Genomic DNA, 25531 nt, shown 5'->3' with positions numbered 1-25531 from the left:
CGCACCCCGGGTGGGGGCTGCGGGTCAGGGGCGGAGCGGGCGGTCCGCCGACGCCAGTTCCTCGGCCACCTGGCACGCGCCGGCCGCGGGCAGGCCGGTGTGCGTGGCGAGGCGTTGCAGGAGGTCGCGCAGCACCGTGCGCTCGCCCTCGTCGAGGGGGTCGAGCAGGTGCTGCTCGGCGGAACGGAAGCGGCGCTCCAGCTCGCACAGGCGGGCCTGCCCGGCCTCGGTGAGCACCACGCGGCGGGCGCGGCGGTCGGCCGGATCGGGGCGCCGCTCGATGAGGCCGGCGGTCTCCAGGTCGTCGAGGAGGTAGGTCATGACCGTGCGGTCGACGCCGAGCTTCTGCGCGAGCGCGAGCTGGCTGCTGGGCTCGCCCCGGCCCGCGACCGCGAGCACCTGGTAGCCGCGGGGGCCGCCGGGCAGCTCGCCCACCACCTCCTGGGCGGTGCGCAGATGGGCCCGCATGACCTGGCCCAGCGCCCAGCCGAGGTCGTTCTCGACGCCGGTGGGGGTGCTCACGGTCCCAGCCTACCCGTGGAATGCGATCTGGCATACGATCTGTTGACACGATCGTCTGCTTCACAGAACATCTAGGTACCCGCACACCCCCCCAGGAGATCCCGATGACCCTCTTCCGTCTCGACAGCAGCATCCGCACCGAGGGCTCGGTGACCCGTCAGGTCGCCGACACCCTGGTCTCCTCCTGGCTCGGGAAGCACCCGGGCGACACCGTCGTCCGCCGCGACCTCGGCGCGTCGCCGCTGCCGGCCGACGTCTGGCCCGTGGCCGCCACGGCCGGCTACACCCCCGAGGACCAGCGCAGCGAGCAGCAGCGCTCCGCGCAGGCCCTCGCCGCGACGCTCGCCGACGAGCTCATTGGCGCCGACGCCGCCGTGATCGGCGCGCCGCTGTACAACTTCGGCCTCTCCCAGCACCTCAAGACCTGGATCGACCTGCTGATCACTGACCCGCGGTTCAGCCCCGGCACCACGCCGCTGGCCGGTCGCCCGCTGACGCTCGTGCTCGCGCGGGGTGGCGGCTACGGCGCCGGCACCCCGCGCGCGGGCTGGGACCACGCCACCCCGTACCTGCTGCAGATCTTCCGGGACGTCTTCGGCACCGACGTGACCCTGGTCGAGGCGGAGCTGACGCTGGCCGACGTGAACCCGGCGATGGCCGACCTGCGCGACCTGGCCGCCACCAACCTCGCGAACGCCCACGAGAAGGCGGCCGAGACCGGCCGGGCCCACGCCGAGCTGGTCGCGGCCGCGGCAGCCTGACGCGGGGATCACCCCGCGGGGATCACCGCGGCATCGGGGCGTTCCACCGGCGCCACAGCGCCAGCACCCGGACCGCCGCCACCAGCACCGCACCCGCCAGGGCGACCGGGACCTGTGGCAGGCCCAGCCGGTCGCCCGCCACCACCACGACCGCCCCGCCGGCCGCGGCGATCGCGTAGATGTCGCGGCGCAGCACCGTCGGGATCTCGTTGAGCAGGAGGTCACGGAGCACTCCACCGCCGACGCCCGTGATCACGCCGACCAGCGCGGCGGTGATCGCGGGCGCGCCGGTGGACAGCGCCACCGTCGTGCCGGTGGTCACGAACAGCGCGAGACCGAGCGCGTCGGCCAGCTGGACGCCCAGGCGCAGCCGGGCCACGGCGGGGTGCCAGCGGAACACCAGCAGCGCCACCACGGCGGGAACCAGCAGGTAGGGCCACTGGCGCAGGGTGCTCGGCGGGGTGATGCCGAGCAGCAGGTCGCGCACGATGCCCCCACCCAGCGCGGTGACGGCGGCGAGCACCACCACCCCGAACACGTCGAGGCGCGCGTGCACCGCCGCGAGCGCCCCGGACGCGGCGAAGACGGCCACACCGATGAGGTCGAGCACCGCGAGCATGCCGTCACGGTAGGGCGTGCGCCCGGATCGCGGTGATGGTGAGGTGGGGATCAGGGTGACCGCGCACGAGCCCTCGATCTGGAGGCAGTGCTACGAGCCGGCATGGGGCACAGCGACGTGGAGGCGGTCGGCTACCCGGCCAGGGAGGCGGGGAGATCGCGGGCGGCCTCGGCGAGGCTCGGGCCGTACCAGGTGAGCAGCCGGCCGCTGACCAGCGCCGACGGCACACCGGGGAACGCCTCGGGCCCGTCGTCGGCGGTGAAGAGGTAGGGCTCGTCGGGCAGCACCGCGAGGTCGACGGGGGGTAGTCCGGCCGGGTCGAACCTCGGGTAGCGCTCCTCGCTCGCGTCCAGCACGTTGTCCACACCCAGCCGCGCGAGCACCGCGCCGGTGAACGTGTCGCTGCCGACCGCCATCCAGGGCTTCCGCCAGATCGGGATCACGGCCCGGCGCCGTTCGGCGGGCTCGGGTACGGCGGACCAGGCCTTCTCCGCGTCGTCGAGCCACCCGGGCCGGGCCAGCCCGCACGCGGCGAGCATGCGGTCCAGCGAGCCGAACGCGCCGTCGAGGGTGCGGATGTCGGTGACGTACACGGCGACACCCGCGGCGCGCAGCGCGTCGAGGTCACCGACGCGGTTCTCCTCCTGGTTGGCCACCACGAGGTCCGGCCGCAGGGCGACGATCGCGTCGACATCGGGGTTCTTGGTGCCGCGGATGCGCGGGACGTCGAGGTCGGCGGGGTGGGTGCACCAGTCGGTGGCGCCCACCAGCAGTCCGGGCGCGGTGGCCGCCACCGCCTCGGTCAGCGACGGGACGATGCTCACGACCCGGCGGACCTCGGTGGGCACGGGCACGGAACGGCCCTCGTCGTCGACGGTCATGAAGCGATCACCATGCGCCCACGGTAACCCGGTGTGGTTATCTCCACCCGTGCCCGGACATCCCCTCGACAACCCGGCCTGGACCTCGTTGACCGGCCCCCACGAGACGCTCGCCGAGCGCAAGGGCCGCGCCGCGCGCTACCTGCCCGACGTCGCCCCCTTCGCCGCGCTGCCGCTGGAGCCCGAGCCGCAGGACTGGGCCGATCTCGCGGCGCTGGCCGGGCCGGGGGAGACCGTGGTCATCGCGGGTCCGCTGCGCACGCCGCCGGAGGGCTGGACGGTCGGGATGTCGCTGCCGGGCGTCCAGATGGACGGCTCCGCGATGGTGGTGGCGCCCGATCCCGAGGCCGTCGTCCTCGGTGCGGCCGACGTGCCCGAGATGCTCGACCTCGTGGCCCGCACCCGGCCCGGCCCGTTCCTGGAACGCACCCGCCTCACCGGCACCTACCTGGGCATCCGCCGTGACGGCGCGCTGGTGTCGATGGCGGGGGAGCGGATGCACCCGCCGGGCTGGACGGAGATCAGCGCGGTCTGCACCGACCCCGCCTTCCGGGGCCACGGGTTCGGCGGACGGCTGGTGCGGGCGGTCGGCGCCGTCGTGCGCGAGCGCGGGGACATCCCGATGCTGCACGCCTCGGCGGACAACGTCCCGGCGATCCGGCTCTACGAGCACCTGGGCTTCACGCTGCGCCAGAACCTGACCTTCATGGGGCTGACGACGCCGGCCTGAGCCGCTCACGGCCCCGGACGGACTCCAGCAGGGCCCGCGCGGGCGCGGTGAGCGGGCGGTCGCGCGCGTCGACGGTGCCGCGGAGCCCGTAGCCGGGCAGGGAGCGCACGAACGGCTCTCCGGCGGCCTCCGCCGGCGCCACGGCGATGCGCCGGCCCGACGCGGCCGTGCAGGACTCGGCATCGGTGCCGAGTGGCGGGCGCCGCCGCCGTCTCATGCGTGTCTGCATCCTGTCTCCTGCGGACATGCATTGGACGCATCCGATCACGGCTCGTACGGTCGTCAGCAATGGCAACGACTCTTCCGGCCCCGGTTCTCCACGAGCGGGGCACCCCCGGCTACAAGCGCCTCGGCGTGGCGATGTGGTGCGCCGGGCTGGCCACGTTCGTGCTGGTCTACTGCGTGCAGGGGCTGCTGCCCACGCTGGCCGCGCAGTTCGGTGTGTCGTCGTCCACGTCCAGCCTGGTGCTCTCGGCCACGACCGGCACGCTCGCGCTGGCCGTCGTGCCGCTCTCGGCCGTCGCGGAGTCGTGGGGCCGGCGCCGGGTGATGACCGTCGCGCTCGGGGCGTCGGCGGTGCTGGGGCTGCTCGCGCCGTTCGCGCCGACGTTCGCGGCGCTCGTCGGCATCCGGGCGCTGCAGGGCGTCGCGCTCGCGGCCCTGCCCGCGCTCGCGATGGCCCACGTGACGGCGGAGGTCGCACCGCGCTGGCTCGGCGGCGCGGTCGGCCTGCTCATCGCGGGCAACACGCTCGGCGGGCTGTCGGGACGGCTCGTCGCCGGGTTCGTGTCCGACGTCGCCGGCTGGCGGGTGGCGCTGGGCGTGATCGGGCTGCTGTCGCTGGGCTGCATGGTGGCGTTCCGCGCACTGCTGCCGCCGACCCTCGCCCCCACGCCGCCGAAGGTCCGGCTGCGCGAGCTGGGCCGGCCGCTGCGCACCCACCTGCGCGACCCCGGCCTGCTGTGCCTGTTCGGCGTCGCCTTCCTGCTCATGGGCTCGTTCGTGACGGTCTACAACTACCTCGGCTTCCGGCTGCTCGCCGCCCCGTTCGACCTGCCGGGCTGGCTGACCGGGCTGATCTTCCTCGGCTATGTCGCCGGCACCGGGGCGTCCACCGGGGCCGGTCGGCTCGGCGACCGGATCGGGCGTCGGAAGGTGATGTGGGGCGCCGTCGCGGTGGCGATCGTCGGGGGCTGGGTGACGCTTCCCGACGTGCTGCCGACGGTGGTGGCCGGGCTGCTGCTCGTCACCGTCGGGTTCTTCGGCGCGCACTCGGTGGCCAGCAGCTGGGTGGGGCGCCGGGCGTCGCTGCTGCCCGGGGGTGCGCCGGGGCAGGCGTCGTCGCTGTACCTGTTCTGCTACTACGCGGGCAGCAGCGTCGGCGGTGCGCTGGGCGGGGTCGCGTTCGATCTCGCGGGCTGGACCGGCCTGGTCGGGTTCGTGACGCTGCTGCTGGGCGGCGCGCTCACGCTGGCCCTGACCCTGCGGCGGATCCGGGCTCCTCAGCCGTAGGGCTGGTCGGCCGTCGACGGGTCGCCGTAGGTCAGCGCCCGCTCGGCCCGACGGCGGAACCCGAGTGTGAGCAGCCACGACGTGAGCGTCGCGAAGCGGTTGCGCACCCCGGCCAGGAACGCGATGTGGATGGCGCCCCAGGCGACCCAGCCCACGAAGCCCGACAGCCGGATCGGCCCCACCGACAGCACGGCGTGCCCGCGGCTGATGTAGGCGGCACTGCCCAGGTCGCGGTAGCGGAACGGCGTGCCGGACGCGGCCGGGTCGGCGATCCTGCGGCGGATCTCCGAACCGGCGTGGTGGCCCGACTGCATCGCCACCTCGGCCACGCCCGGCAGGTCGCGCAGGCTCATCACGTCACCGACCACGCGGATCTCCGGATGTCCGGCCACCGTCAGGTCCGGCTGCACGGGGATGCGGCCCTGCTTGTCCGGCGTGGCCCCCAGGGCCGTCGCGACGGTGGCGAGGAACGGGGCGGCCTCGACGCCGGCCGTCCACAGCACCGTGCGGGCGGCGTAGCGGGTGGTGGTGCCGTCCTTCGCCGTGGTGACCAGACCCGTCGCGTCGACGTCGGTGACGCGCACGCCGAGCACGGTCTCGACGCCCAGCGCGGCCAGCGTCTGCTGGGCCCGGCGCGACAGGGTGGGCCCGAACGACTTCAGCACGGCCGTGCCGCCGTCGAACAGCAGGACGCGGGCCTCGGCCGGGTCGATCCGGCGGAACTCCCGCTCGATCGTGCGCAGGGCCAGCTCGCGGATCTGCCCCGCCAGCTCGACGCCCGTGGGTCCGGCGCCCGCGACGGCGAAGGTCAGCCACTCGCGGCGCTCCTCGGCCCGGGGCAGCGTCTCGGCCATCTCGAACGCGCCGAGCACCCGGCGGCGGATCGTCAGCGCGTCGTCGATGCTCTTCATGCCGGGCGCGTGCCGGGCGAACTCGGGGTGGCCGAAGTAGGACTGGCGCATCCCGGCCGCGACGACCAGGTGGTCGTAGGGCAGGTCGAACGTGGTGGCGTCGGGTCGGCGGGCCGTGACCACCCGTCGCTCGGGATCCAGGCCGTGCGCCTCGCCGAGCATCACGCGGACGTCGCGGTGGCGGCGCAGCAGGGTGCGCAGCGGGCTCGTGATCTGGCCCTCGGACAGCAGGCCGGTGGCGCACTGGTAGAGCAGCGGCTGGAACAGGTTGCTGGTGCCGCGGTCGAGCAGGGTGATCTCCGCGCCCGAACCGGCCAGCCGACGTACGGCGTACATGCCCGCGAACCCGCCACCGACCACCAGCACCCTGTCCGCCATGGACCCGTTCTACCCCGAACGGGGCCGCGGCACGCGCCCGGCGGAACCGGCGAACATCAGCGCCAGCACGCGGCCGAGCAGGTCGTCGGGCACGCCGTCGGGGTCGATGGCCGATTCCATCGCCATGCCGTTGCTCAGCGCGAACAGCACGGCGGCGAGGTCGGGAGCGGGGAGCGGGAGCCGGATGCCGGTGGTCTCGGCCACCTGGACCAGCGCCCGGGCCACCGCGTCGCGGGCCTCGCGGCGGCGCAGGCGCAGCCCTTCCCGCCGGTCGGGGTCGCGGTGCGACAGCGCGAAGTACTCCGCGAGCAGGCGGTGCCACGCCGCCCCGTCGTGCATGCTCCGCACCAGCACCGTCGCGGCCGTCGCCAGCGCCTCGTCGACGTCGGTGGTCGGGGTGATCCCGGCCAGCGCGCCGGACAGGCGGTGCATCGCGTGCTCCTCCATGAGCGCGAGCACGAGGTCGTCCTTGCCGCGGAAGTTGGAGTAGACCGCGCCCTTGGTGAGCCCCGCCTCGCGGGCCACCTCGGCCAGCGACGACGCGGCGATGCCCCGCTCACCGAACACCGCGAACGCCGCGTCCAGCACCCGGCGCCGGGTCTCGGAGCGGGTGGGGCGGGTGCGGATCGGCTTGCTCATGATCGCTATCTTGACATTCTCCGCGCGATCCCGATACTCAACGGTACTCGATACCGTTCGGTATCGCTGCTGGTCGTCGTCGGGGAGACCTCATGCGGGTGCGGTGGATCGGACTGGTGGCCGCCGTCGCGGCGCTCCTGACGGTGATGGCGGTGCCTGCCGCCGCGGCGCCGACCGGTGGCATCAACGACGCGTCGTGCCGTCCGAGCGCGGAGCACCCCGACCCGGTGGTGCTGCTGCACGGCCTGGGCGCCACCTCCTACGAGGACCTCAACGTCCTGCAGGGCTGGCTCGCCGCCCGCGGCTACTGCACGTTCGCGTCCACCTACGGGGCATACGAGGGGTTCCCGTTGGTGGGCGGGCTGCGGGACGTCGACGAGTCGGCGCAGGAGATCGCCGCCTACGTCGCGAAGGTGCGCGGCTGGACGGGGGCGGCGAAGGTCGACCTGGTCGGCCACTCCGAGGGCGGCTTCCAGTCGCTCTACGTGCCGAAGACCCAGGACGTGCAGGTCGGCAAGGTGGTGGCGATCGCCCCGCCCACCCACGGCACCACCTTCGCGGGCGTCTACAACCTGGCCTACCTCTTCGGTCGGGCCGAGCGCGACGCCGTCGACAAGGCGCTCAAGACCGTGGGCTGCCCGGCCTGCAGCCAGATCGGCAGCGGCGGCACCGCGGTCGCGACGCTGAACGACGGCCCGATCGCCCGGCCCGACGTCGACTACACGGTGATCACCTCGCGCTACGACGAGCTGGTCACCCCGACGGAGACGGCGTTCGTCCGCGAGCCCGGCGTCGTCAACCAGTACGTGCAGGACTTCTGCCCGCTCGACCCGGTCGGGCACATCGGCGAGGCCTACGACACCAACGTCTGGAACATGGTGGCAGGAGGCCTGGAGTCCACACCGAACCGCCGCTTCCTCTGCGGGGTGGGCTCGCCCGGCTGAGGAGGGTCCGATCGGCGGCATCCTGTGGGGCCCCGCGTCACCTATCGTCGAGCGTCCGGGGGCGACGACGGGAGCGATCGTGGGCCGACGCGACATCGAGTTCAGTGCCGAGGGTGTGACCCTGCGGGGCTGGTTCTACCGGGCAGACGGGGCATCCGGGCGAGCGCCCACCGTCGTGATGGCGCACGGGTTCTCCGCGGTGAAGGAGATGTACCTCGACTCCGTCGCCGAGGTGTTCGTCGCCGCAGGCCTCAACGCGCTGGTCTACGACAACCGCAACACCGGCGCGAGCGACGGCGAGCCGCGCCAGGAGCTCGACCCGTGGGAGCAGGTGCGCGACTACCGCCACGCCATCACCTACGCCTCGACGCTGGACGAGGTGGACGCCACGCGGATCGGTGTCTGGGGCAGCAGCTACTCCGGCGGGCACGTGCTGGTCGTCGGGGCCATCGACCGCCGGGTGAAGGCCGTTGTCGCGCAGGTGCCGCTGGTCAGCGGCTCGGCCAACATCGGCGAGCTCGTGCGGGCCGACTTCCGGGCCGGCTTCCGCGAGATGTTCGACGCCGACCGCGCCGCCCGGTTCGCGGGCGACCCGCCGGCGATGGTGCCCGTCGTCGACGAGGACCCGCTCGCCCCCTCGGCCCTGCCCACCCCGGACTCGTGGACGTGGTTCACCGAGACCGGGAAGCTGCGGGCGCCGTCGTGGCGCAACGAGGTGACCCTGCGGACCGTCGAGATGCTGGGGGAGTACGAGCCGGGCAGCTACATCAGCCGGATCAGCCCCACGCCGCTGCTGATGGTGGTGGCCCGCGAGGACCACCTCACGCCCGCGCACCTGGCCATCGACGCGTACGAGCACGCCCGCGAGCCGAAGAAGCTGGTGATCGTGCCGGGCGGCCATTTCGACGCGTACACGGTCGGCCTGGAGGCGACCAGCGGCCCGGCGCGCGACTGGTTCGTAGAGCACCTGGGCGCCTGAGCAGGTCGTGCGCGGATATCAGTGCCCCGGCACTGATATCCGCGCACAAGCTACATATTTCTCCGGTACTGCCCGCCCACCTCGAAGAACGCGTCCGTCAGCTGGCCCAGGCTGCACACCCGGGCCGCCTTCATCAGCTCGTCGAAGACGTTGCCGTCGCCCGTGGCCACGTCCTGCAGGCGGCGCAACGCCTCCTGGGCGTCGTCGGAGTGCCGTCCCTGGAAGTCGGCGAGCCGGTCGAGCTGGCTCTTCTTCTCCTCCTCCGTGGCGCGGGCGAGCTCGATCTCGGTGGGCGAGACGTCCGACTCGGGCTTGACGAACGTGTTCACCCCGACGATCGGCAGCGAGCCGTCGTGCTTGCGGTGCTCGTAGAGCATCGACTCGTCCTGGATGCGGCCGCGCTGGTAGCCGGTCTCCATCGCGCCCAGCACGCCGCCGCGCTCGGAGATGCGGTCGAACTCGGCCAGCACGGCCTGCTCGACGAGGTCGGTGAGCTCGTCGATGACGAACGAACCCTGGAGCGGGTTCTCGTTCATCGAGAGGCCCCACTCCTTGTTGATGATCATCTGGATGGCCATCGCGCGCCGCACCGACTCCTCCGTCGGGGTCGTCACGGCCTCGTCGTAGGCGTTCGTGTGCAGCGAGTTCGCGTTGTCGTAGAGCGCGCAGAGCGCCTGGAGCGTGGTGCGGATGTCGTTGAAGTTCATCTCCTGCGCGTGCAGGGACCGACCGGACGTCTGCACGTGGTACTTGAGCTTCTGCGACCGCTCGTTGGCGCCGTAGCGCTCCCGCATCGCGACGGCCCAGATCCGGCGGGCCACCCGGCCGATCACCGAGTACTCGGCGTCCATGCCGTTGGAGAAGAAGAACGACAGGTTGGGCGCGAAGTCGTCGATGTCCATGCCGCGCGCGAGGTAGCTCTCGACGAACGTGAAGCCGTTGGACAGCGTGAACGCGAGCTGGCTGATGGGGTTCGCCCCGGCCTCGGCGATGTGGTAGCCGGAGATCGAGACGGAGTAGAAGTTCCGCACCTTGTGGCGGATGAACCACTCCTGGATGTCGGCCATCATCCGCAGGCTGAACTCGGTGGAGAAGATGCAGGTGTTCTGGCCCTGGTCCTCCTTGAGGATGTCGGCCTGAACGGTGCCGCGCACGTTCGCGAGCGTGAACGCGGTGAGCTCCTCGCGCTCGGCGTCGTCGGGCTCGCGGCCCTCCTCGTCGCGGAAGCGTTCCAGCGTCTGGTCGATGGCGGTGTTGAGGTAGAACGCGAGGATCGTGGGCGCCGGGCCGTTGATCGTCATCGACACCGAGGTGCTCGGCGAGGTCAGGTCGAACCCGCCGTAGAGCACCTTCATGTCCTCGAGCGTCGCGATCGAGACACCCGACGTACCGACCTTGCCGTAGACGTCCGGACGGGTGTCGGGGTCGCGGCCGTACAGCGTCACGGAGTCGAACGCGGTGGACAGGCGCTTGGCGTCGGAGTCGGCCGACAGGAGCTGGAAGCGGCGGTTGGTGCGGAACGCGTCGCCCTCGCCGGCGAACATGCGCGCCGGGTCCTCGCCCTCGCGCTTGAACGGGAACACCCCGGCGGTGAACGGGAACCTGCCCGGAAGGTTCTCGTCGCGCAGGAAGCGCAGCAGGTCGGCGTCCTCGGTGAAGCGCGGCAGCGACACCCGGCGCACCTTGTTGCCCGACAACGTCTCCCGCGTGAGCTGGGTGCGCAGCTCCTTGTCGCGGATCGTCACGACCAGCTCGTCGCCGGAGTAGTCCTCCACCACCTGGGCCCACGTGTCGAGCAGCTCGGCCGCTTCCGGCGCGAGAGCCTTCTCGGCCTTCGTCAGCTGCTCGTCGACGGCCTCGCCGACCAGCTCCCGGGCGGTGCGCAGGTGCTGGCGGGTGCGCGCCGCGTCGACCTGCTTCTCGGTGGCCTCGTGGTAGCGCCGCACGGTCTCCGCGATGTCGGCGAGGTACCGGGTCTTGTTCGCCGGGATGACGGCGGCGTGCTCGGAGGACGTCTTGCGGTCAGTCCGCGGCAGCCGGCCCTCGCCCGCCACCAGCCCGTTCTCGCCCAGGATCTCGACGAGGTGCTGGTAGAGCGCGGTGACGCCGTCGTCGTTGAACGTGGCCGCGGACGTGCCGTAGACGGGCATGTCCTCCCAGCCTGCGCCGAACGCCTCGCGGTTGCGCACGAGCTGACGGCCCACGTCGCGGCGGGCGTCCTCGGCGCCGCGGCGCTCGAACTTGTTGATGGCCACGGCGTCGGCGAAGTCCAGCATGTCGATCTTCTCGAGCTGCGACGCGGCGCCGAACTCCGGCGTCATCACGTACAGCGAGCGGTCGACGAACGGCACGATCGCGGCGTCGCCCTGGCCGATGCCGGGCGTCTCGACGATCACCAGGTCGAACGACGCGGCCTTGAGCACGGCCAGCACGTCGGCCAGCTGCTCGGGGAGGTGCCCGTCGTCGGAGCGGGTGGCCATGGACCGGAAGAACACCTGGTCGCCGACGAGGGTGTTCATCCGGATCCGGTCGCCCAGCAGGGCTCCGCCGCCCTTGCGCCGGGTGGGGTCGACCGCGAGCACGGCGATGCGGAGCTTGTCCTCCTGGTCGAGGCGGAAGCGGCGCACGAGCTCGTCGGTGAGCGACGACTTTCCCGAGCCACCGGTGCCCGTGATCCCCAGGACCGGCACCTCGCGCCGGGGCGTGAGGTCGAGCCCCTCGGGCAGTCGTCCGGCTTCCGCCAGCGTCAGCATCCGGGCCAGGGTGGCCGGCTCGCCGGTGTAGAGGCCGTCCAGCGAGGCCGGGGGAGTGTCGGCGAGGTCGACGTCGCACTCCCGGATCATGATGTTGATCATTCCCGGGAGGCCGAGGTGCTGGCCGTCCTCGGGGGAGAAGATGCGGGCGACGCCGCGGCTGTGCAGCAGGTCGATCTCGCGCGGCACGATCACCCCGCCGCCCCCGCCGTAGACCTTCACGTGCCCCGCGCCGCGCTCGCGCAACAGTTCCACCAGGTAGGAGAAGTACTCGACGTGCCCGCCCTGGTACGAGCTGATGGCGACGCCCTGCGCGTCCTCCTGGATCGCGGCGGCCACCACCTCGTCCACCGAGCGGTTGTGGCCCAGGTGGATCACCTCGGCGCCCTGGCGCTGCAGGATCCGCCGCATGATGTTGATCGCGGCGTCGTGCCCGTCGAACAGGCTCGCGGCGGTCACGAAACGCACCGGGTGGGTGGGAACGTGCAGGTCCATGACGGTCTGTCCTCTCGCCGTGACGCGTGCCCCTGGATTTACTATGACATCCTACTATCGGACGTACAAGGGAACCTGGAACGGCGAGAGGAAGCTCTCAGGCGGCGTCCCGCTGGGTGGGGACGCGGGGGATGCGGGCGGTGGGCAGATCGCCGTCGAGGGAGAACTCAGCCAGGGGAATCTCCATGGTGGTCTCGCGCGCCACCAGCGCCTCCCTGCGGCGGGTCAGCCGCCGTGCCGCGGCGGCCAGGAGGCCGCCGAGCAGGGCCAGTACCAGCCCGGCCCCGACGATCACCCCGGTGGCCGCCTCCGGATCGACGACGACCAGCACGAACGAGATCGCGGGCCACCACAGCAGAGTTCGAACCGGTGCGGGGACCGACCATTCGCGGGTCTCAGGCGCCATGCCCGTTTCTTACCCGATCCGTCCGCGGGTCATGCACCCGGGCGTCCGATCACCACGCCCGCGTCGAGGAACTCGAGGTGGGTGTTCGGGCGGGGTTCACCGTCGGTGAGCACAGCGGGGGTGATCGGCCCGTCCTGCACGGCCAGCAGCCCGTTCGGAAGCGCGGCAGTGACGCGGGATCGGTGGCGGCCCCGTCGGGGTCCTGCGTGCCGCCGATGGGACCGGCCGGGGTTCTTGCGATCGCCGGGTCGTCGGTGTCGGCGCCGCGGCCGCGCGCGTCGTCGACGGGGTTGGCTGGGGTCTCGACGGTGGCACGGACGTCGAGGACGAATGATGAGTCGATCACCACTATCGGGTGGCCGGAAGGCGGCTATCGTGCCACGCGTGGACTACGCAGCCGCCCTGATCGAGCAGAACCGCCTCCTCGGTGAACTGACCCGCGACGCCGACCCCGCGACGCCGATCCCCACCTGCCCGGACTGGACGCTGCAGCAGCTCGTCCGGCACGTCGGGCGGGGGCACCGGTGGGCGGCCACGATGGTGCGCGAGCGGGCCACGCAGGCCGCCGATCCCCGCACCGTCGCGGGTGGGAAGCCGCTCGGGGACGTCGTGGAGTGGCTGCACGAGTGCGCCGCCGATGTGATCGACGCGGTGACGGCCACCGGCGCCGACGTCCCGATCTGGACGTTCACCGGTCCGAAGCCCGCCTCGTGGTGGATCCGGCGGCGCCTGCACGAGGAGACGGTGCACCGGGCCGACGCCGCTCTCGCCCTGGGCGTGCCGGTCGACCTGACCCCCGAGCTGGCCGCCGACGGGCTGTCGGAGTGGTTGGATCTCGTGACGGCCCGCCCGTCCGTCCTCGACGCCGGCGCCACGCTGCACCTGCACGCCACCGACGCCGGGGCGGGCGGCGAGTGGATGATCCGGGGCGCGGCCGATCACGTCACCTGGGAGCACGGCCACGGCAAGGGCGACGCCGCCGTGCGCGGCACGGCTGTGGAGCTCCTGCTGGCCGCGGTGCGCCGCACGCACGACGTCCAGGTCCTCGGCGACGAGAAGACCTGGACGCAGTGGCTGGAGCGCACCGGCTACTGAGCGACCGTCTCCGCCGCGTCCGCGGGGCGGGCGCGGCGGGGGAGCAGGAAGGCCGGCGCCGCCGTCAGCAGGACCAGCCCGCACGTCGTCCGGAGCACCGCCTCGGATGCGCCCAGCGGGTCGCCGGCGTCGACGAGCTGGAAGAACGCGGTGCCCGGCACCGCGATGGCCGCCGCTCCGCCGAGCTGCGGGTCGGCGTTGAGCACCCCGGACGCGGAGCCGACCATCGGCAGCGCCCCGGCCACCGCCATCGAGACCGCGGAGCACGTCGACCTGCAGCGCGACGGCGGCGATCCCGGTGAGTACTACGCCCGGGTGTTCCGGTACTTCGCGCAGCTGCCCGCCGACCGGTTCCCGGTGACGGCCGCGCTCGGGCCCGTGCTCACCCAGGGTGACAGCGACGACGCTTCGCGTTCGGTCTGGACCTCATCGTGCGCGGGCCGGCCGCGCACGCCGACGAGGCGCGGGTCAGCGCAGGTCCTCGACCAGCAGGTCCATGAGCAGCCCGTCGTGCCACTGGCCGTCGGCGGAGCGCTCGTAGCGGCGCATGATGCCCACCGGCCGGAACCCGGCGCGGCCGCAGCTGCGGATGGCCCGCTCGTTGTGCGCGGCCGGGTCGATCACCACGCGGTGGTGGCCGCGGGTGCGGAACAGGAACCGGGCCATCGCGCGCATCGCGTCGCAGCCCAGGCCCTGGGCCTGCTGGTCGGGGTGCAGGGCGAGGTCCATCGCGGCGTGGCGGTGGTCGGGGTCGAGCTCCTCGCGGTAGATGATCAGCCCGACCACCTCGCCGGCCAACTCGATCGCGTAGCCCTGCGGGCCGAGCAGCTCGCGCCGGACGCGCTCCAGGTCGTAGCCGCCCCACCACTTGGCGATGTCCGGGTGGCCGAGGATCTCCATGAACTGCGGCACGTGCGCGGCGCTGCTGGGCCGCAGGACGACGGTCTGTCCGGCGATGGGGCCGAGGTCGTTCATGATGCCGAGTTCTCCTCGACCGGTGGGGCGGCAGGGACGGGGGCCGTGATCGTGGTCCGCCGTGATGTCAGCTCCAGGCGCTCCTTCTCGACCAGCGCGGCCGAGGACACGGGCTGCTCGAAGAACACCTGCGCGGTGCGTCCGTCGAGGTCGAGGGTGGCGATGGTGTTGCCGAACAGCGGTCCGGCGAGCCTCTTCCACGTGACGGGCTTGGGCGGGGCGCCGGCGCGCAGCGACCAGCGCTCGGCGAACCGCTTGGCCCCGCGCGACCAGGCCAGCCGGAACCCGGGTTTCACGTACCAGTCCATCTTGTTGTGCACGGGGGAGCAGGTGAGCTGGTGGACGGCGGCGTCCCCGGACATCTCCGCGCGGGCGGCGTAGCTGTGGTGGACGTCCCCGGACAGGACGTTGACGGTGGCGAGCCCGCTCCCGGCGGCCCGTTCGATCATGGCGGCGAGCCGGTCGAACGACACCCGGAACGCGGACCAGTGCTCGAGGTCGGCGATCTGCCGGACCGACTCGCCGAGCTTCCCCGCGCGGCCCGGCTTGGCCGCGGCGATCTCGTTGACCGTCTCCAGGTCGCCGATCGCGTGCGGCAGCAGCCAGGGCACGGACGTGCCGAGGACGAGGTGGTCGATCGCGCCGGGCGCGGCGGTCTGCTCCTCGAGCCAGCGGAACTCCGGGTCGCCCAGCATCAGGTGCTCGTCGCCGTCGAGGATGCGGCCGTTGCGGGAGTCGATCATCAGCAGCCGGTTGCGGCCGATGTCCCACCGGAAGCTGAACCGCACGCCCTTCGCACCGTCGGTCTCGGCGTCGGCGCGGTCGGCGATCTCCTGCAGCAGCGGCCACGTGTCGCCCTCGTGCTCGACGACCTTGCGGTAGTCGGGATCGGCGGCGAGCTCGTCGGGGGAGAGGTTGCCGATGTGCTGGTAGACCCAGTACGACGCGAGCGCCGACCGGATGCGCGTGCGCCACCAGGTGGTCTCGTTCATCTCGGCGCGCCAGGCGGCGGAGGTGTTCCAGTCGTCGCGCACGTCGTGGTCGTCGAAGATCATCGCGGTGGGCACGCTCGACATCAGCCAGCGCACCTCCGGGTCCTTCCACGAGTCGTCGTAGAGGCCGACGTACTCGTCGAAGCCGACGATCTCGTCGTCGGGCCAGTCCGGGTGCCGGCCGCGCCGCCCGGCGATGCGGCGGCGGTTCTGCGGCGTCAGCTCGTCGGCGTAGACCTGGTCGCCCAGCAGCAGCAGCGCGTCGGGCCACTCGTCGACGGGCCGGTGGACCATCCGCGCGGCGTAGACGTCGAGCGCGTCCAGGCCGAGCTCGCGGGACAGCTTCGGGTCGGCGACCTTGGGGTAGCGGCACGACCCGAAGATCATCCGCGTGTGCTCGCCGGCCTTCGGCCCGCGGGTGCGGATCAGGCAGCCCGGGAACGGGCTCGCCGGGAGCGGCCACACCTGCTCGCCGTCGAACCGCACGTCGTAGGGGGTGACGGAGTCGGGCTCCAGCCCCGTGACGGGAACGAGTGCGTAGTGGTGGCCGGCGACCTCGAAGGTGCGGGCCGTGCACCCCAGGACCGTGACGGACCCGGCTGCCTCGGTCTGCACCCACACCTGCGCGGTGGTCTCGCCGACGTGACGCAGGACAGGCCCGAGAACGAGTGACACGTCCCTCACCCTACCGGGCGCACCGCCCCCGCCCGGCCCCGCGAGTCGGGCTCGAGGTGCGCGCGAGTCGCGGTGAGGACGTGCGCGAGTCGGGGTCTGCGTGCGCGCGAGTCGGGGTCCCGGCGTGCGAGTTCGCCATCCCACGCGGCGAGTTCGCGATTCCGCCGCGTGAGTTCGCGATCCTGTCGACGGGTCGTCCGGCGGGATCACGACACCTCGGGCGCCGGATGGCGAACCCGCCGGGTGGGATCAGATGTGGTCGAGGGCCAGGAGGGCCGCGCCGATCTTGCCGGCGTCCCCGCCGAACGTCGCGGGCACGATCGGCGGGATGCCGCGGGCCGTCGGGGCGTAGGCGTACTCGCGCGCCGCGGCCCGGGCGGGCGCCAGCAGCAGGTCACCGGTCTCGACGAGCCCACCGCCGACGACCACGGCGTCGACCTCGAAGATGTTGGCGAGTGACGCGATCCCGACGCCGAGCCACCGACCCAACCGCGCGAACAGGGCCTTGGCGGTCTCGTCGCCCTGCTCGACGGCCTCGACCACCGTGCGACCCGTGACATCGCCCGCACCCAACCGCGCGATGAGGCCATCGGGGTCGTCGTCGGCGGCGTCGCGGCCCATCCGGGTCAGCGCCGTGCCCGACGCGTACGCCTCGAAGCAGCCGTGGTTGCCGCAGCCGCAGCGCGGGCCGTCGGGGTTGAGGATGATGTGGCCCAGCTCGGCGCCGCGACCGGTGGGGCCGCGGTAGATCTCGCCGTTCATCACGAGGCCGCCGCCGATGCCGGTACCCACGGTGACCAGCACCATGTTCGGATAGGGCTCGCCCAGACGGGCCTCGGCGAGGGCGGCGACGTTGGCGTCGTTGTCGACCACGACGGGCAGGTCCGTGATCTTCTCGAGGTGCTCGCGCACGGGCCAGTCGCGGTAGGCGTTGTTGGGGGCCCACAGCGTCGTGCCGACCGGCCACTCGACGATCCCGGCGGCACCGACCCCGATGGTGACGACCTCGTGCGCGGCCCGCAGCCGTCCGATCATGTCGACGAGAACGGCGGTCACGGAACCGGCGTCGGACTCCTCCGGCGTCGGCTCCGTGATCTCCGTGAGCACGGCGCCGGTCCCGTCGACCACCGCCCCCGCGATCTTCGTACCGCCGATGTCCAGCCCGATGGCCAGGCTCCTGCTCGTCACGAACGCATGATCTCATCCCCGCTTCGGGTCACACCGCGTTTGTCACCGGGGCCTCATGGGTACCGTGAAGCATGCTGTTGCGACGAGTTGCCCGCCCCATGTTGGCGGCCGTTTTCATCACCGGTGGTATCAATGCGCTGCGGTCCCCCGAGGGACACGCGCAGGCGGCCAAGCCGGTTCTCGACGCCATGGCGCCCGCCGTCGACAAGGTCGTCGACGCCGCCCCGATCGAACAGCGTCCCACCGACGTCATGCTCGTCAAGGTCGACGCCGGCGTGAAGATCGCGGCCGGGTCGCTGCTGGCGATCGGCAAGTTCCCGCGGGTGGCGTCCACCGCGCTCGCGGCGTCCCTGATCCCGACCACGCTGGCCGGGCACCGCTTCTGGGAGGAGTCCGACCCGGAGGTCAAGGCCCAGCAGCAGGTCCACTTCTTCAAGAACGTCGGCCTCCTCGGCGGCCTGCTGATCGCGGCCTCCGACACCGCGGGCAAGCCGTCCCTCGGCTGGCGCGGCAAGCGTGCGGCCCGGCTCGCGTCGGCCGCCGTTTCGGAGCAGGCCGAGTCGATCTCCAACGCCGTCTCGAGCCTCACCGGCCACACCTCCGACGCCACGGGCACGCTGTCGGACGTCGGCACCAGGGTCGCCGGGGTCGCGAGCGACGCAGGCGGCGCCGTGAGCGGTGTCGCGGCGGGCCTCGTCGGCATGGCCCCCGGCGTCGGAGCGGCGCTGTCGGACCGCGCCTCGAAGGCGGGCACGGAGTTCGCGAGCCGGGCCTCCGACGTCTCCGGCGATCTCTCCGAGCGCGCCGCGAAGGTGAACAAGAAGGTGCAGAAGCGCCAGGCCAAACTGCAGAAGGTGGCGTCCAAGCGCGCCGCCGCCCTGCAGAAGGTGGCGGAGAAGCGCGGCGGCGAGTTCCAGAAGGTGGCCGAGAAGCGCACCGCCGAGCTGCAGAAGGTCACCGAGAAGCGTGCCGCGGAGCTGCAGAAGCGGGCCGCGAAGCGTGGGGCGAAGCTGCAGAAGACGGCCGAGAAGAAGTGGTCGGAGTTCGAGAAGAAGGCCCCCGGCGTGATCGACCAGGTCACCACCCAGGCCGCGAAGCTCGGGCACGACGTGGCCGAGCGGGCCGCTGTCGTCGGTTCCGAGGTCGCGCAGCAGGCGGAGGGGCTGGCCAAGGACACGCGCAAGCGGGTCCATGCCATGACCGCCTGATTTCTCCGAAACGCCACGAAGCTCCATGCCGGCCTGTCACGATGGTCGGCGTGGAGCTTCCGGGGGCTGATGAGGGTGATCGTCAGGGCGACATCATGGGCGCCCAGTGGCGGTTGTGGATGGCGAGCATCGAGGAGTCCGGGGCCGTGGGGGCGGCCGGGGGCTACGTCGTCGATCCGGAGCGGGCGCAGGAGTGCATCGCGGAGTTGAGTCGGATCGCGGCCGACGTGAGGCGGTCGGTCATCTCGTCGCAGCAGTTCTACTTCGACCCTCCTGGGTATGACGTGGTCAGCACAAACGCTGCGCGGCAAGGCGCGGTCATGGGAGAGCGTGCGTTAACCTACGTCCGGGCCTGGGCGGCTCAGATCGAGGCCACTCGGGATGCCCTTCAGCGACAGGTGGACGCGTACCCCGCCGTCGAGCAGAGCAACAGCAGGCTTACGTGAATGCGAAGCGGCGGATCGCCGCCGTCGCGGGTGGAGTTCTGGTCGCAGCCGGGTGTGCAACGTCGGTGTCGGGGTCTCCGGCTCCGGCGCCGGCCTCGTCAGCGCCGTCATCCGAGGCGAAGCTGCCACCTCGCTTGGCTCCGCCAGTGCAGATGCCTCTCGACGCGCGCGGATTCAAGGCGTGTGAGCTCCTCACGCCGACCCAGCTCACTGAGCTCGACCTTGATCCCGCCACCGCCGAAGCCAAGACCGTCGGTGTCACCGACAACTGCTCGTGGAAGTACACAAATGACCCCGGCAATGTCGGTGGTATTCAGCTGAGCACTCGTCCAACCCTGCCGGCACTTGACGGCATCTATCTGCTTCGCGGCACGACGGCAACGTTCACACCGCTAGAGGTGGCTGGCCACCCCGCTGTTCGCGCCGACGCGGGCGGCGCATTCTGCTCGATTTATGTCGGAATCGCGGACTACCAGGGCGTGGCTGTCGAAGCGGATACCGCAGGCCGTCCCCGGGCGGATGCATGCGCGCCGTCCCGCCGCATGGCCGAAATGATCTTGTCCAACCTGCCACCCCTGCGCTGAGGGAGTACGCGATGTCGGAGACCTACCCGGGCACCAACGTCCCCTTCGAGAGCTACGCGCTCCCTGACCTGCACGATCCGATCGTGCTGGGCCCGGGCTCCGACAGCCTCCAGACCACGTCCCAGGTCTACAGCTCGCTGGCGGAGACCCTCGACAAGGCCGTCGGGGACCTTCGGGCCGTCCTGGTCAAGAGCCAGCACGCCCAGCAGGGCCAGGCGGCCGACGCCGCCCGCCAGCACGTGCTCAAGGTCGTCTCGGCGGGGGAGGTGGGCGCCGAGCACGCCCGCCTCGCCACCTACGCGCTGCAGGAGCAGGCGGCCTACTTCGCCCGCGCCCGCACCGACATGCAGGCCGCGGCGGACGCGGCCGCCACGCCCGTCCCGGATCTGCCGCCGGCCGGCAAGGGTGGTGTCTCGCCCCCCAACCCCCAGGTCGGGGTCGTCGCCGAGCAGGCCCACACCGTCGCCGTCGAAGGCGCGCACCTCTACCAGAACAACTCCAACCACAACCTCACCTACATCTTCCAGGGCTTCGACCCGCCGCAGATCGCCGCACCGGACGTGTCCGTGGGTGCCCAGCCACAGGCCCCGGGTTGGGGAGGCGGCTCGCTCCGCTCCGGCGCGCATGCCGTCACACCGGCGGGAGCCGCCGGCGGGACCGGCGCATCTACCACCGGCGCTGGCCCAGGGGGCCTTGCATCCGTCGTGCCGCCGTCCGGTGGCGCAGGCGGGTCGGTGACCGTTCCACCGAACGTCGATGCGCCATCAGCCTCCGGCTCGACCCTGCTACCCGCCCCGGCCGGAACGGGAGGTCGCAGCGGTGGTGCAGCCACCCCGGGCGGATCCACCGTGAAACCGGGCAGCGCCATCCCGACCCCCAGCGCGGCGGCACCGTCCCTGCCCGGTGGCACCCCGGCCGGGCGAACACCACCCAGCGCCCCACGGGTCGGCGGACCGTTGCCCGCCACCCGTCTCACCCCGAACCCCACCGACGCGGAAGCGGGCCGTTCCGGCTGGGTGCCGGGCCAACCCTGGACATCGCGTCCCGGCACCTCGTTTCCCGGCTCGTCTCTCCCCGGGGCGGGGTCCGGTGACCTCGCGGGCCGCTCGGCCGCAGGCGCCCCGGAGCCGAAGGCAGGCGGGGTGACGGAACCCCGTTCCGTATCGGGACGACCCTCGACGCCGGGGACAGGGGAACCGAGCCCGTCAGCCACCGGCTCGTCGTCCCGGACTACGAACGGCCACACCCCGCTCATGCCGATGGGCGGTGCGGGCGGCCGCGGCCAGGACACCGAACACCGCCGCCCGTCGTGGCTGGTGGAGGATGACCCGGAGGCACTCTGGATGTCGGGCCTGCCACCGCACGGCCCGGCCGTCATCGAGCCGCTGGAGGACTGAACCCGGTCGCCGGTAGGCTCCGTCTGGCCCGGGGCGGTAGCTCAGCTGGTCAGAGCAGCGGACTCATAACCCGTCAGGTCGTGGGTTCGAACCCCACCCGCCCCACCCACGATCTACCAGTGCCTATGAGGTATCTGCCGAGCGGCGCCCTGCGTTTCGATCGAACGGAGCGATCGTCGTCGTGTGGGCGTGTCACAGCTGGCTGGACCTGGGGTGATCGGCTGGGCGCGATCGGGTCAGCGGGGACTCCGGACTGTGTGGCTGTGGCCGGCGGCTCAGGCCACCGGCCGTAGCCGCAGACCGCAGAGGTTCATGACCGCCAGCCCGCGCAGGTCGTGTGCCCGCACGGACAAGGTCGTGGAACCGGGCGGGAGTGCGATCCGCCCCAGCGGAAGCCATGGTGACGAGCTGGTCCAGGCGCCGGTGTCGTGCACGGTCGCGAGCAGGTCGTCACCTCGGCCGGAGCCGACGGTGTAGGCGCTCCCGGCTGATTCTCGGGGGCATGCGTATCGGATTTCGACCTCGTAGTGTTCGCGGTCCTCGACGTCTATGTCCCAGGACGGGTGATCGGCTGGGTCGGTCCAGTCGATGAGCACCGGCTGGCCGTCGATGTCCTCGACGCAGCGCAGTGCTCGTCCGTGCAGGCTCGCGCTGTCAGCGGGCAGGTTCAGCGTCGCGTCGGGACAGGGCGCGACGCCGGCGGCCAGCTGTTCCGGCCGCCACGCCTCGGGCCATTCGCGCATCCAGGAGTAGGCGTCGGGCGAGACGGGGTAACGCACCTGGTTCCAGGTGAAGGGTCCGTCGTCGACGGGTAGGAAAGCGCCGTGGTCGAATCGGACGAGTGGCGACTGGAAGTCGTCGTAGCAGTAGAGGGCCTCGGCGTGCGGGTCGACGAAGCCCCGCATGCGGTGGATCAAGCCGGTGAAGGTGCTGAAGAAGGTGCCGGCAAACGTGTGGGCCTTGGTGGCGACGAGTTGGGTGAGCAGCGCGTCGACCGCCTCGCCGCGCTGCGGGAGGCTACGCACGCAGTCGCGGGCCGCGGCGTCCTCGCGCAGGTGCTGGTCGAGGAAGACCGAGTGGCGGAAGTGACGCTGGATCGGGCCGAAGATCTCCTCGCCGGCCGTGCCATCGGTGCAGATCACCAGTGGTGTGTCGCGGTTCATGTGGGCGGCGAGGTTGCCCACGACCTCCCACCCGTGGGTTGTTGCGGCGCGGGAGATGCCGCGTCGGGAGAGCTCGTTGGTCAGGAAGTCGCCGCGGCGCAGGTGGATGGCGTTGTAGGTGCCGAGTCCGGCGGTGATCCGATCGGCGGCGTCGCGGTAGGCCTGCTTCGGACGGACTTGCCGCATCAGGTCGGCGACCTCGTGGCGGCGCTCGTCTTCGAGGTAGAAGGACGTCGAGTAGTTGCCGAGGGCCTCCGTGGTGATGTGGAGGTCTCGGTCATCGGTCGCGATGGATCCGATCGTGTGGACGTGGCTGCGCCCGTTGCGGAACGCGGCGAACTGGGCATCGTCGCGGGGTGGAACGGGGCCGACGCAGATTACGGACTCGTAGATCGGCTCCCAGTCCCAACGGGCGACGTCGGGTACGGAGACCCAGGTCTTGAGCAGGTGCTCGTCGGACGACGTGACGGGCAGGTCGAACAGGTCCGGAACCACCATCGGCGCGAGAACCCGGTCGTCGTCGGGATCGATCGGGTGCCGGCGCGGCATGCGGAAGCGGTAGGGCACCAGCACGCGGCCGGTGAGGTGGGCCAGCACGACGGCGATGTCCAGCGACATCCTGTTGTTGCTGTACCCGGAGTAGTAGCCGGGGAAGAACAGCCGCCGGGCGTCGGTCACGGTCGTGCGGGTGCCGTGTGCGCGGGGCCGGTCAGGTCGGTGACGAGCGATGTGGGGAAGCGTTCGGGGCGCCCGTCGAAGGCTTGCTGGGCATAGGGACCGTCCCGGTCGACGTAGTGCAGGAAGACCTGGCCCATCGTGTAGCCGGCGAACGGTGCCCGCCAGTGGTCGGTGGCGCAGCCGAGGTAGACCGCGCCGTCGCCCTCGTCCATGTCGACGCGGTCGTCGGCGCCGAAGCAGAGGCTGCCGTCGCCGCCGACTCTGCCGAGATGGATGGAGACGCTGATCTCGCAGGCCTGGCGGTCACGGTGGCGGATCAGGCCGTCGCCGCGGAAGTAGAGGCGGGCGTAGCTGTAGGTGGGCACGAGGTGGCAGCCGGAAATCTCCTCGATCCGCGGCCGCAGGTCCAGCAGTAGCGCGTCGGTCGTCGCCGACCCGGCGACGCTGGCAGCGGTCGGGACGTGGTTGTCGCGGAAGGCCTCACCGCGCCACTGGTTGAGCAGCAGCGTCGTCCAGAGCACCCGTGCGAGCGATGGATCGAGCAGGCCTTTGCAGGCGACGTAACCGCGGTCGCGAAGCTCCTGGTTCACCACGCGCACGCTAGCATCGGCGCGCCGGATCCTCCTGCGGCCTCGCGCCAGCTGCGCCAGCCGAGCAGCGAGCGCGACGCGGTCCAGGCCACCGTCCTGGGTCGCGACCAGCCAGCCCGGCAGCGGCGGGTGCCACCATTCGGAGTAGACGATCACGCCATGCGGGTTGAGCTGGCCGGCGAAGTAGCCAAGTGAGGACCGCGACAGCACCAGGATGTCGGCGGTGGCGAAGTCGTCGAGCACCTCTTTCGGGTCGACGTTGGCCACGACCTCGACGTTCGGCACCGCCGCGAACTCCTCGAGCGCGATCTCGGCCGGGTCCACAGTGCCCGGTTCGTCGAGGCGGAAGTAGATGCCCTCAGCGCCGGGTTGCAGGGTGACTGCGTGCGGTGGCACCTCGGTGTGGATGCGGATCAGGAACGGCAGGCCCTGCTTGGCCAGCTCGTCGGTCAGCGTGGCGAGGACCTGCAGGTAGTAGGCGTTGGGCTGCAGGCGCTCGTCACGGTCGGGGCGGCCGGTGAAGCTGTTGTCGCCGCGCCGCAGGTGTACGCACACGCGAATCGGCCCGGTGGGGCGGTGATGGCGGTAGGGGCTGACGACGCGGATGCGGGAGCAGGCCTCCGGCACGTGGTCGGTGTAGCCGAAGGGATGGCATGCCGACACCAGCACCGGCCGTCCGGTCGCGGCGGCCCGTTCCCGCAGCTGCTCGATGTCGTGGGGCGTCGGGCCATGGATCGTGACGACCTCGCAGCGCTCCCGGTCGAATTCGTCGGAGGGCAGCGTGAAGAACGCGTTGAACCGGTCGACGAAGTCGGGTTCCAGGGACCCCTCAAGCAGCGGCATGAGGCCCTGGTAGCCGACACGGCCGAGCGGCGTGTGCACGTACCTGATGCCGAGGCCGCGCGAGAGGGCCCATAACCCGAAGATTCGCTGCAGCTGCGACCCGACGCCATCGGAGTTCGAGTTGTCGTAGGTGACGGCGACCTCGCCTGCCGGGGCGGCCCTGCGATCGTCCGGGCCGCGGACCAGCGAGGGAACGGTCTCGACGACGCCGCCCAGCGAGGGGGAAGCGAGTACGACGCAACCCCGCCGGGCGCCCGCCTCCTCCGCGGCACTCGCGGCCGGGAAGAAGATCCGCCACCCTGGCAGCCGGGGCAGATAGGCGAGGGTCAGTGCCTTGCCCGGGCCGTGGTTGTCGTAGCCGTACCCGGGATCCGTGGGGACTTCGAAGTCGTCGATCATGACTACGGCGTTGTCCCAGCTCTCGGCGATGATCTCCAGTTCCTCGGCCAGCGGCAGGTCGTCGTCGCCGTGGGCGTCGAGGTAGAACAGCGTCGTCTCCTGCCGCGCCTGCGGCCGGGCGGCCAGGTCCCGGAGGAAACGGCGGGAGTCCCCGCAGGTGACTGCCACCTCTGCGTGGACGGCCAAGCGACGTCGGCAGTAGGCGGCCATCCGGGGGATGAGCTCTACGGTGGAAACCGGGACTCCGCAGACCACGGCGAAGAACGCGGTGCTGGACCCGCGGTTGGTGCCCGTCTCGACGACGTGCTCGAACCCGATCGCCGCGTGCAGGTCCCGGACGATCTGCTGCCGCTTCGGTTGCCCGTTGAGCGGGCCACCCCACGGGTCACGCAGCGCGGGTCGGCGATCGTCGAGCCACGCTCCGAGTCGGGGAGGGGCGGCGACGATGGTGTTGTACCAGCGTTCCAACGGAGCCACGACAGATCCTCTCGGGCGCACCGGATCCGACCTTCGGTGGTCGCAGACGCTAGCCAGGCATGCCACGATCCGCTAGCGTCCGCGCTCGCTGTGTCGGGCATTCCGTGACATGCACGAGGGGTGGGACCAGCCGGCGTGAGCGACACCCTCCTTCAGCTGCGCTGGCAGGGCCGGTTCGGTAACCGTCTCCTGCAGTACGCCTACGGCGCCACCTACGCCCGGCGTACCGGCGCCGCGTACTGGTTGCCGTCGGAGTGGGAGGGCACGCGGCTGTTCGCACCGCAACCACAC

The 25531-nt window shown here is 72.0% G+C and carries 24 protein-coding genes and 1 tRNA gene; 11 read left to right on the top strand and 14 right to left on the bottom strand.

Annotated features, from left to right (window positions below; genetic code table 11):
* Window positions 1-24 precede the first annotated feature (24 nt).
* A complete protein-coding gene (locus tag BGP03_RS15140) occupies window positions 25-522 on the bottom strand; it encodes a MarR family winged helix-turn-helix transcriptional regulator (protein WP_296376155.1) in 498 nt (165 codons plus the stop codon).
* A gap of 104 nt (window positions 523-626) precedes the next feature.
* Between BGP03_RS15140 and BGP03_RS15135 the strand changes: the two genes are divergently transcribed.
* Complete coding sequence (locus tag BGP03_RS15135) at window positions 627-1283, top strand: NAD(P)H-dependent oxidoreductase (protein WP_298796441.1); 657 nt, start codon at window positions 627-629, stop codon at window positions 1281-1283.
* Window positions 1284-1305: 22 nt separating this feature from the next.
* On the opposite strand, the gene BGP03_RS15130 is transcribed toward BGP03_RS15135, so the two are convergent.
* Window positions 1306-1902 (bottom strand): TRIC cation channel family protein, encoded by a 597-nt coding sequence (locus BGP03_RS15130; RefSeq protein WP_298796439.1) that lies wholly within the window; start codon window positions 1900-1902, stop codon window positions 1306-1308.
* A 131-nt stretch (window positions 1903-2033) separates the two neighbouring features.
* A complete protein-coding gene (locus tag BGP03_RS15125; RefSeq protein WP_298796437.1) occupies window positions 2034-2783 on the bottom strand; it encodes a helical backbone metal receptor in 750 nt (249 codons plus the stop codon).
* 49 nt (window positions 2784-2832) lie between these two features.
* On the opposite strand from BGP03_RS15125, the gene BGP03_RS15120 reads away from it, so the two are divergent.
* A complete protein-coding gene (locus tag BGP03_RS15120; protein WP_296376147.1) occupies window positions 2833-3513 on the top strand; it encodes a GNAT family N-acetyltransferase in 681 nt (226 codons plus the stop codon).
* On the opposite strand, the gene BGP03_RS15115 is transcribed toward BGP03_RS15120, so the two are convergent.
* A complete protein-coding gene (locus tag BGP03_RS15115; protein WP_296376145.1) occupies window positions 3488-3742 on the bottom strand; it encodes a hypothetical protein in 255 nt (84 codons plus the stop codon). The genes BGP03_RS15120 and BGP03_RS15115 overlap by 26 nt on opposite strands.
* Before the next feature lie 59 nt (window positions 3743-3801).
* Here BGP03_RS15115 and BGP03_RS15110 point away from each other — a divergent pair, with 59 nt between their 5' ends.
* Complete coding sequence (locus BGP03_RS15110; protein ID WP_298796435.1) at window positions 3802-5025, top strand: MFS transporter; 1224 nt, start codon at window positions 3802-3804, stop codon at window positions 5023-5025.
* Here BGP03_RS15110 and BGP03_RS15105 read toward each other — a convergent pair.
* Together BGP03_RS15105 and BGP03_RS15100 are read right to left on the bottom strand one after the other, a co-directional pair.
* Window positions 5016-6314: an NAD(P)/FAD-dependent oxidoreductase gene (locus BGP03_RS15105; protein WP_296376141.1), complete on the bottom strand. Its 1299-nt coding sequence runs from the start codon at window positions 6312-6314 to the stop codon at window positions 5016-5018. The two genes, BGP03_RS15110 and BGP03_RS15105, sit on opposite strands and share 10 nt — an antisense overlap.
* Window positions 6315-6323: 9 nt before the next feature.
* Window positions 6324-6953 carry a TetR family transcriptional regulator gene (locus BGP03_RS15100; protein ID WP_296376140.1) on the bottom strand — a complete coding sequence of 210 codons (630 nt, stop codon included), beginning with the start codon at window positions 6951-6953 and terminating at the stop codon, window positions 6324-6326.
* Between the two features lie 92 nt (window positions 6954-7045).
* Here BGP03_RS15100 and BGP03_RS15095 point away from each other — a divergent pair, with 92 nt between their 5' ends.
* Together BGP03_RS15095 and BGP03_RS15090 are read left to right on the top strand one after the other, a co-directional pair.
* Complete coding sequence (locus BGP03_RS15095; protein WP_296376139.1) at window positions 7046-7897, top strand: alpha/beta fold hydrolase; 852 nt, start codon at window positions 7046-7048, stop codon at window positions 7895-7897.
* 79 nt (window positions 7898-7976) lie between these two features.
* Window positions 7977-8876 (top strand): alpha/beta hydrolase, encoded by a 900-nt coding sequence (locus BGP03_RS15090; RefSeq protein WP_296376137.1) that lies wholly within the window; start codon window positions 7977-7979, stop codon window positions 8874-8876.
* A 50-nt stretch (window positions 8877-8926) separates the two neighbouring features.
* Here BGP03_RS15090 and icmF read toward each other — a convergent pair whose 3' ends face one another.
* Together icmF and BGP03_RS15080 are read right to left on the bottom strand one after the other, a co-directional pair.
* Entirely contained in the window at window positions 8927-12124 is a 3198-nt protein-coding gene (gene icmF / locus BGP03_RS15085) for a fused isobutyryl-CoA mutase/GTPase IcmF (protein ID WP_296376135.1), read from the bottom strand.
* A gap of 97 nt (window positions 12125-12221) precedes the next feature.
* Window positions 12222-12530: a hypothetical protein gene (locus BGP03_RS15080; protein WP_296376133.1), complete on the bottom strand. Its 309-nt coding sequence runs from the start codon at window positions 12528-12530 to the stop codon at window positions 12222-12224.
* Window positions 12531-12914: 384 nt separating this feature from the next.
* On the opposite strand from BGP03_RS15080, the gene BGP03_RS15075 reads away from it, so the two are divergent.
* The gene (locus BGP03_RS15075) at window positions 12915-13625 is read left to right on the top strand and encodes a maleylpyruvate isomerase family mycothiol-dependent enzyme (RefSeq protein WP_296376131.1); all 711 of its coding nucleotides are present in this window, start codon (window positions 12915-12917) and stop codon (window positions 13623-13625) included.
* On the opposite strand, the gene BGP03_RS15070 is transcribed toward BGP03_RS15075, so the two are convergent.
* The 4 genes from BGP03_RS15070 to BGP03_RS15055 all read right to left on the bottom strand — a co-directional run bounded on the left by BGP03_RS15070 (window position 13619) and on the right by BGP03_RS15055 (window position 17455).
* Complete coding sequence (locus tag BGP03_RS15070; protein WP_296376129.1) at window positions 13619-13876, bottom strand: hypothetical protein; 258 nt, start codon at window positions 13874-13876, stop codon at window positions 13619-13621. The genes BGP03_RS15075 and BGP03_RS15070 overlap by 7 nt on opposite strands.
* Window positions 13877-14093: 217 nt before the next feature.
* Window positions 14094-14600 carry a GNAT family protein gene (locus tag BGP03_RS15065; protein WP_296376128.1) on the bottom strand — a complete coding sequence of 169 codons (507 nt, stop codon included), beginning with the start codon at window positions 14598-14600 and terminating at the stop codon, window positions 14094-14096.
* Window positions 14597-16267 carry an alkaline phosphatase D family protein gene (locus BGP03_RS15060; RefSeq protein ID WP_298796431.1) on the bottom strand — a complete coding sequence of 557 codons (1671 nt, stop codon included), beginning with the start codon at window positions 16265-16267 and terminating at the stop codon, window positions 14597-14599. Before BGP03_RS15060 ends, BGP03_RS15065 begins: the two co-directional genes overlap by 4 nt.
* Window positions 16268-16516: 249 nt before the next feature.
* Entirely contained in the window at window positions 16517-17455 is a 939-nt protein-coding gene (locus BGP03_RS15055; protein ID WP_298796429.1) for an ROK family protein, read from the bottom strand.
* 98 nt (window positions 17456-17553) lie between these two features.
* Here BGP03_RS15055 and BGP03_RS15050 point away from each other — a divergent pair, with 98 nt between their 5' ends.
* The 5 genes from BGP03_RS15050 to BGP03_RS15030 all read left to right on the top strand — a co-directional run bounded on the left by BGP03_RS15050 (window position 17554) and on the right by BGP03_RS15030 (window position 21195).
* The gene (locus tag BGP03_RS15050) at window positions 17554-18663 is read left to right on the top strand and encodes a DoxX family membrane protein (RefSeq protein ID WP_298796427.1); all 1110 of its coding nucleotides are present in this window, start codon (window positions 17554-17556) and stop codon (window positions 18661-18663) included.
* 50 nt (window positions 18664-18713) lie between these two features.
* Window positions 18714-19109, top strand: a complete 396-nt coding sequence (locus BGP03_RS15045; RefSeq protein ID WP_298796425.1) for a PE domain-containing protein — start codon at window positions 18714-18716, stop codon at window positions 19107-19109.
* Window positions 19106-19693: a DUF3558 domain-containing protein gene (locus tag BGP03_RS15040; protein WP_298796424.1), complete on the top strand. Its 588-nt coding sequence runs from the start codon at window positions 19106-19108 to the stop codon at window positions 19691-19693. Before BGP03_RS15045 ends, BGP03_RS15040 begins: the two co-directional genes overlap by 4 nt.
* 11 nt (window positions 19694-19704) lie before the next feature.
* The gene (locus BGP03_RS15035) at window positions 19705-21090 is read left to right on the top strand and encodes a hypothetical protein (RefSeq protein WP_298796422.1); all 1386 of its coding nucleotides are present in this window, start codon (window positions 19705-19707) and stop codon (window positions 21088-21090) included.
* A gap of 30 nt (window positions 21091-21120) precedes the next feature.
* Window positions 21121-21195, top strand: a tRNA-Ile gene (locus BGP03_RS15030).
* A 170-nt stretch (window positions 21196-21365) separates the two neighbouring features.
* On the opposite strand, the gene BGP03_RS15025 is transcribed toward BGP03_RS15030, so the two are convergent.
* Both BGP03_RS15025 and BGP03_RS15020 read right to left on the bottom strand, forming a co-directional pair.
* Window positions 21366-22931 carry an O-fucosyltransferase family protein gene (locus BGP03_RS15025; protein ID WP_298796420.1) on the bottom strand — a complete coding sequence of 522 codons (1566 nt, stop codon included), beginning with the start codon at window positions 22929-22931 and terminating at the stop codon, window positions 21366-21368.
* Window positions 22928-25240, bottom strand: a complete 2313-nt coding sequence (locus tag BGP03_RS15020) for a hypothetical protein (RefSeq protein WP_298796418.1) — start codon at window positions 25238-25240, stop codon at window positions 22928-22930. The genes BGP03_RS15025 and BGP03_RS15020 overlap by 4 nt, the downstream gene beginning before the upstream one ends.
* Window positions 25241-25531 lie beyond the last annotated feature (291 nt).

The sequence above is a fragment of the Pseudonocardia sp. 73-21 genome (assembly GCF_001899645.1).
GTDB lineage: Bacteria > Actinomycetota > Actinomycetes > Mycobacteriales > Pseudonocardiaceae > Pseudonocardia.
This window is presented reverse-complemented; position numbering and strand designations above follow the sequence as displayed.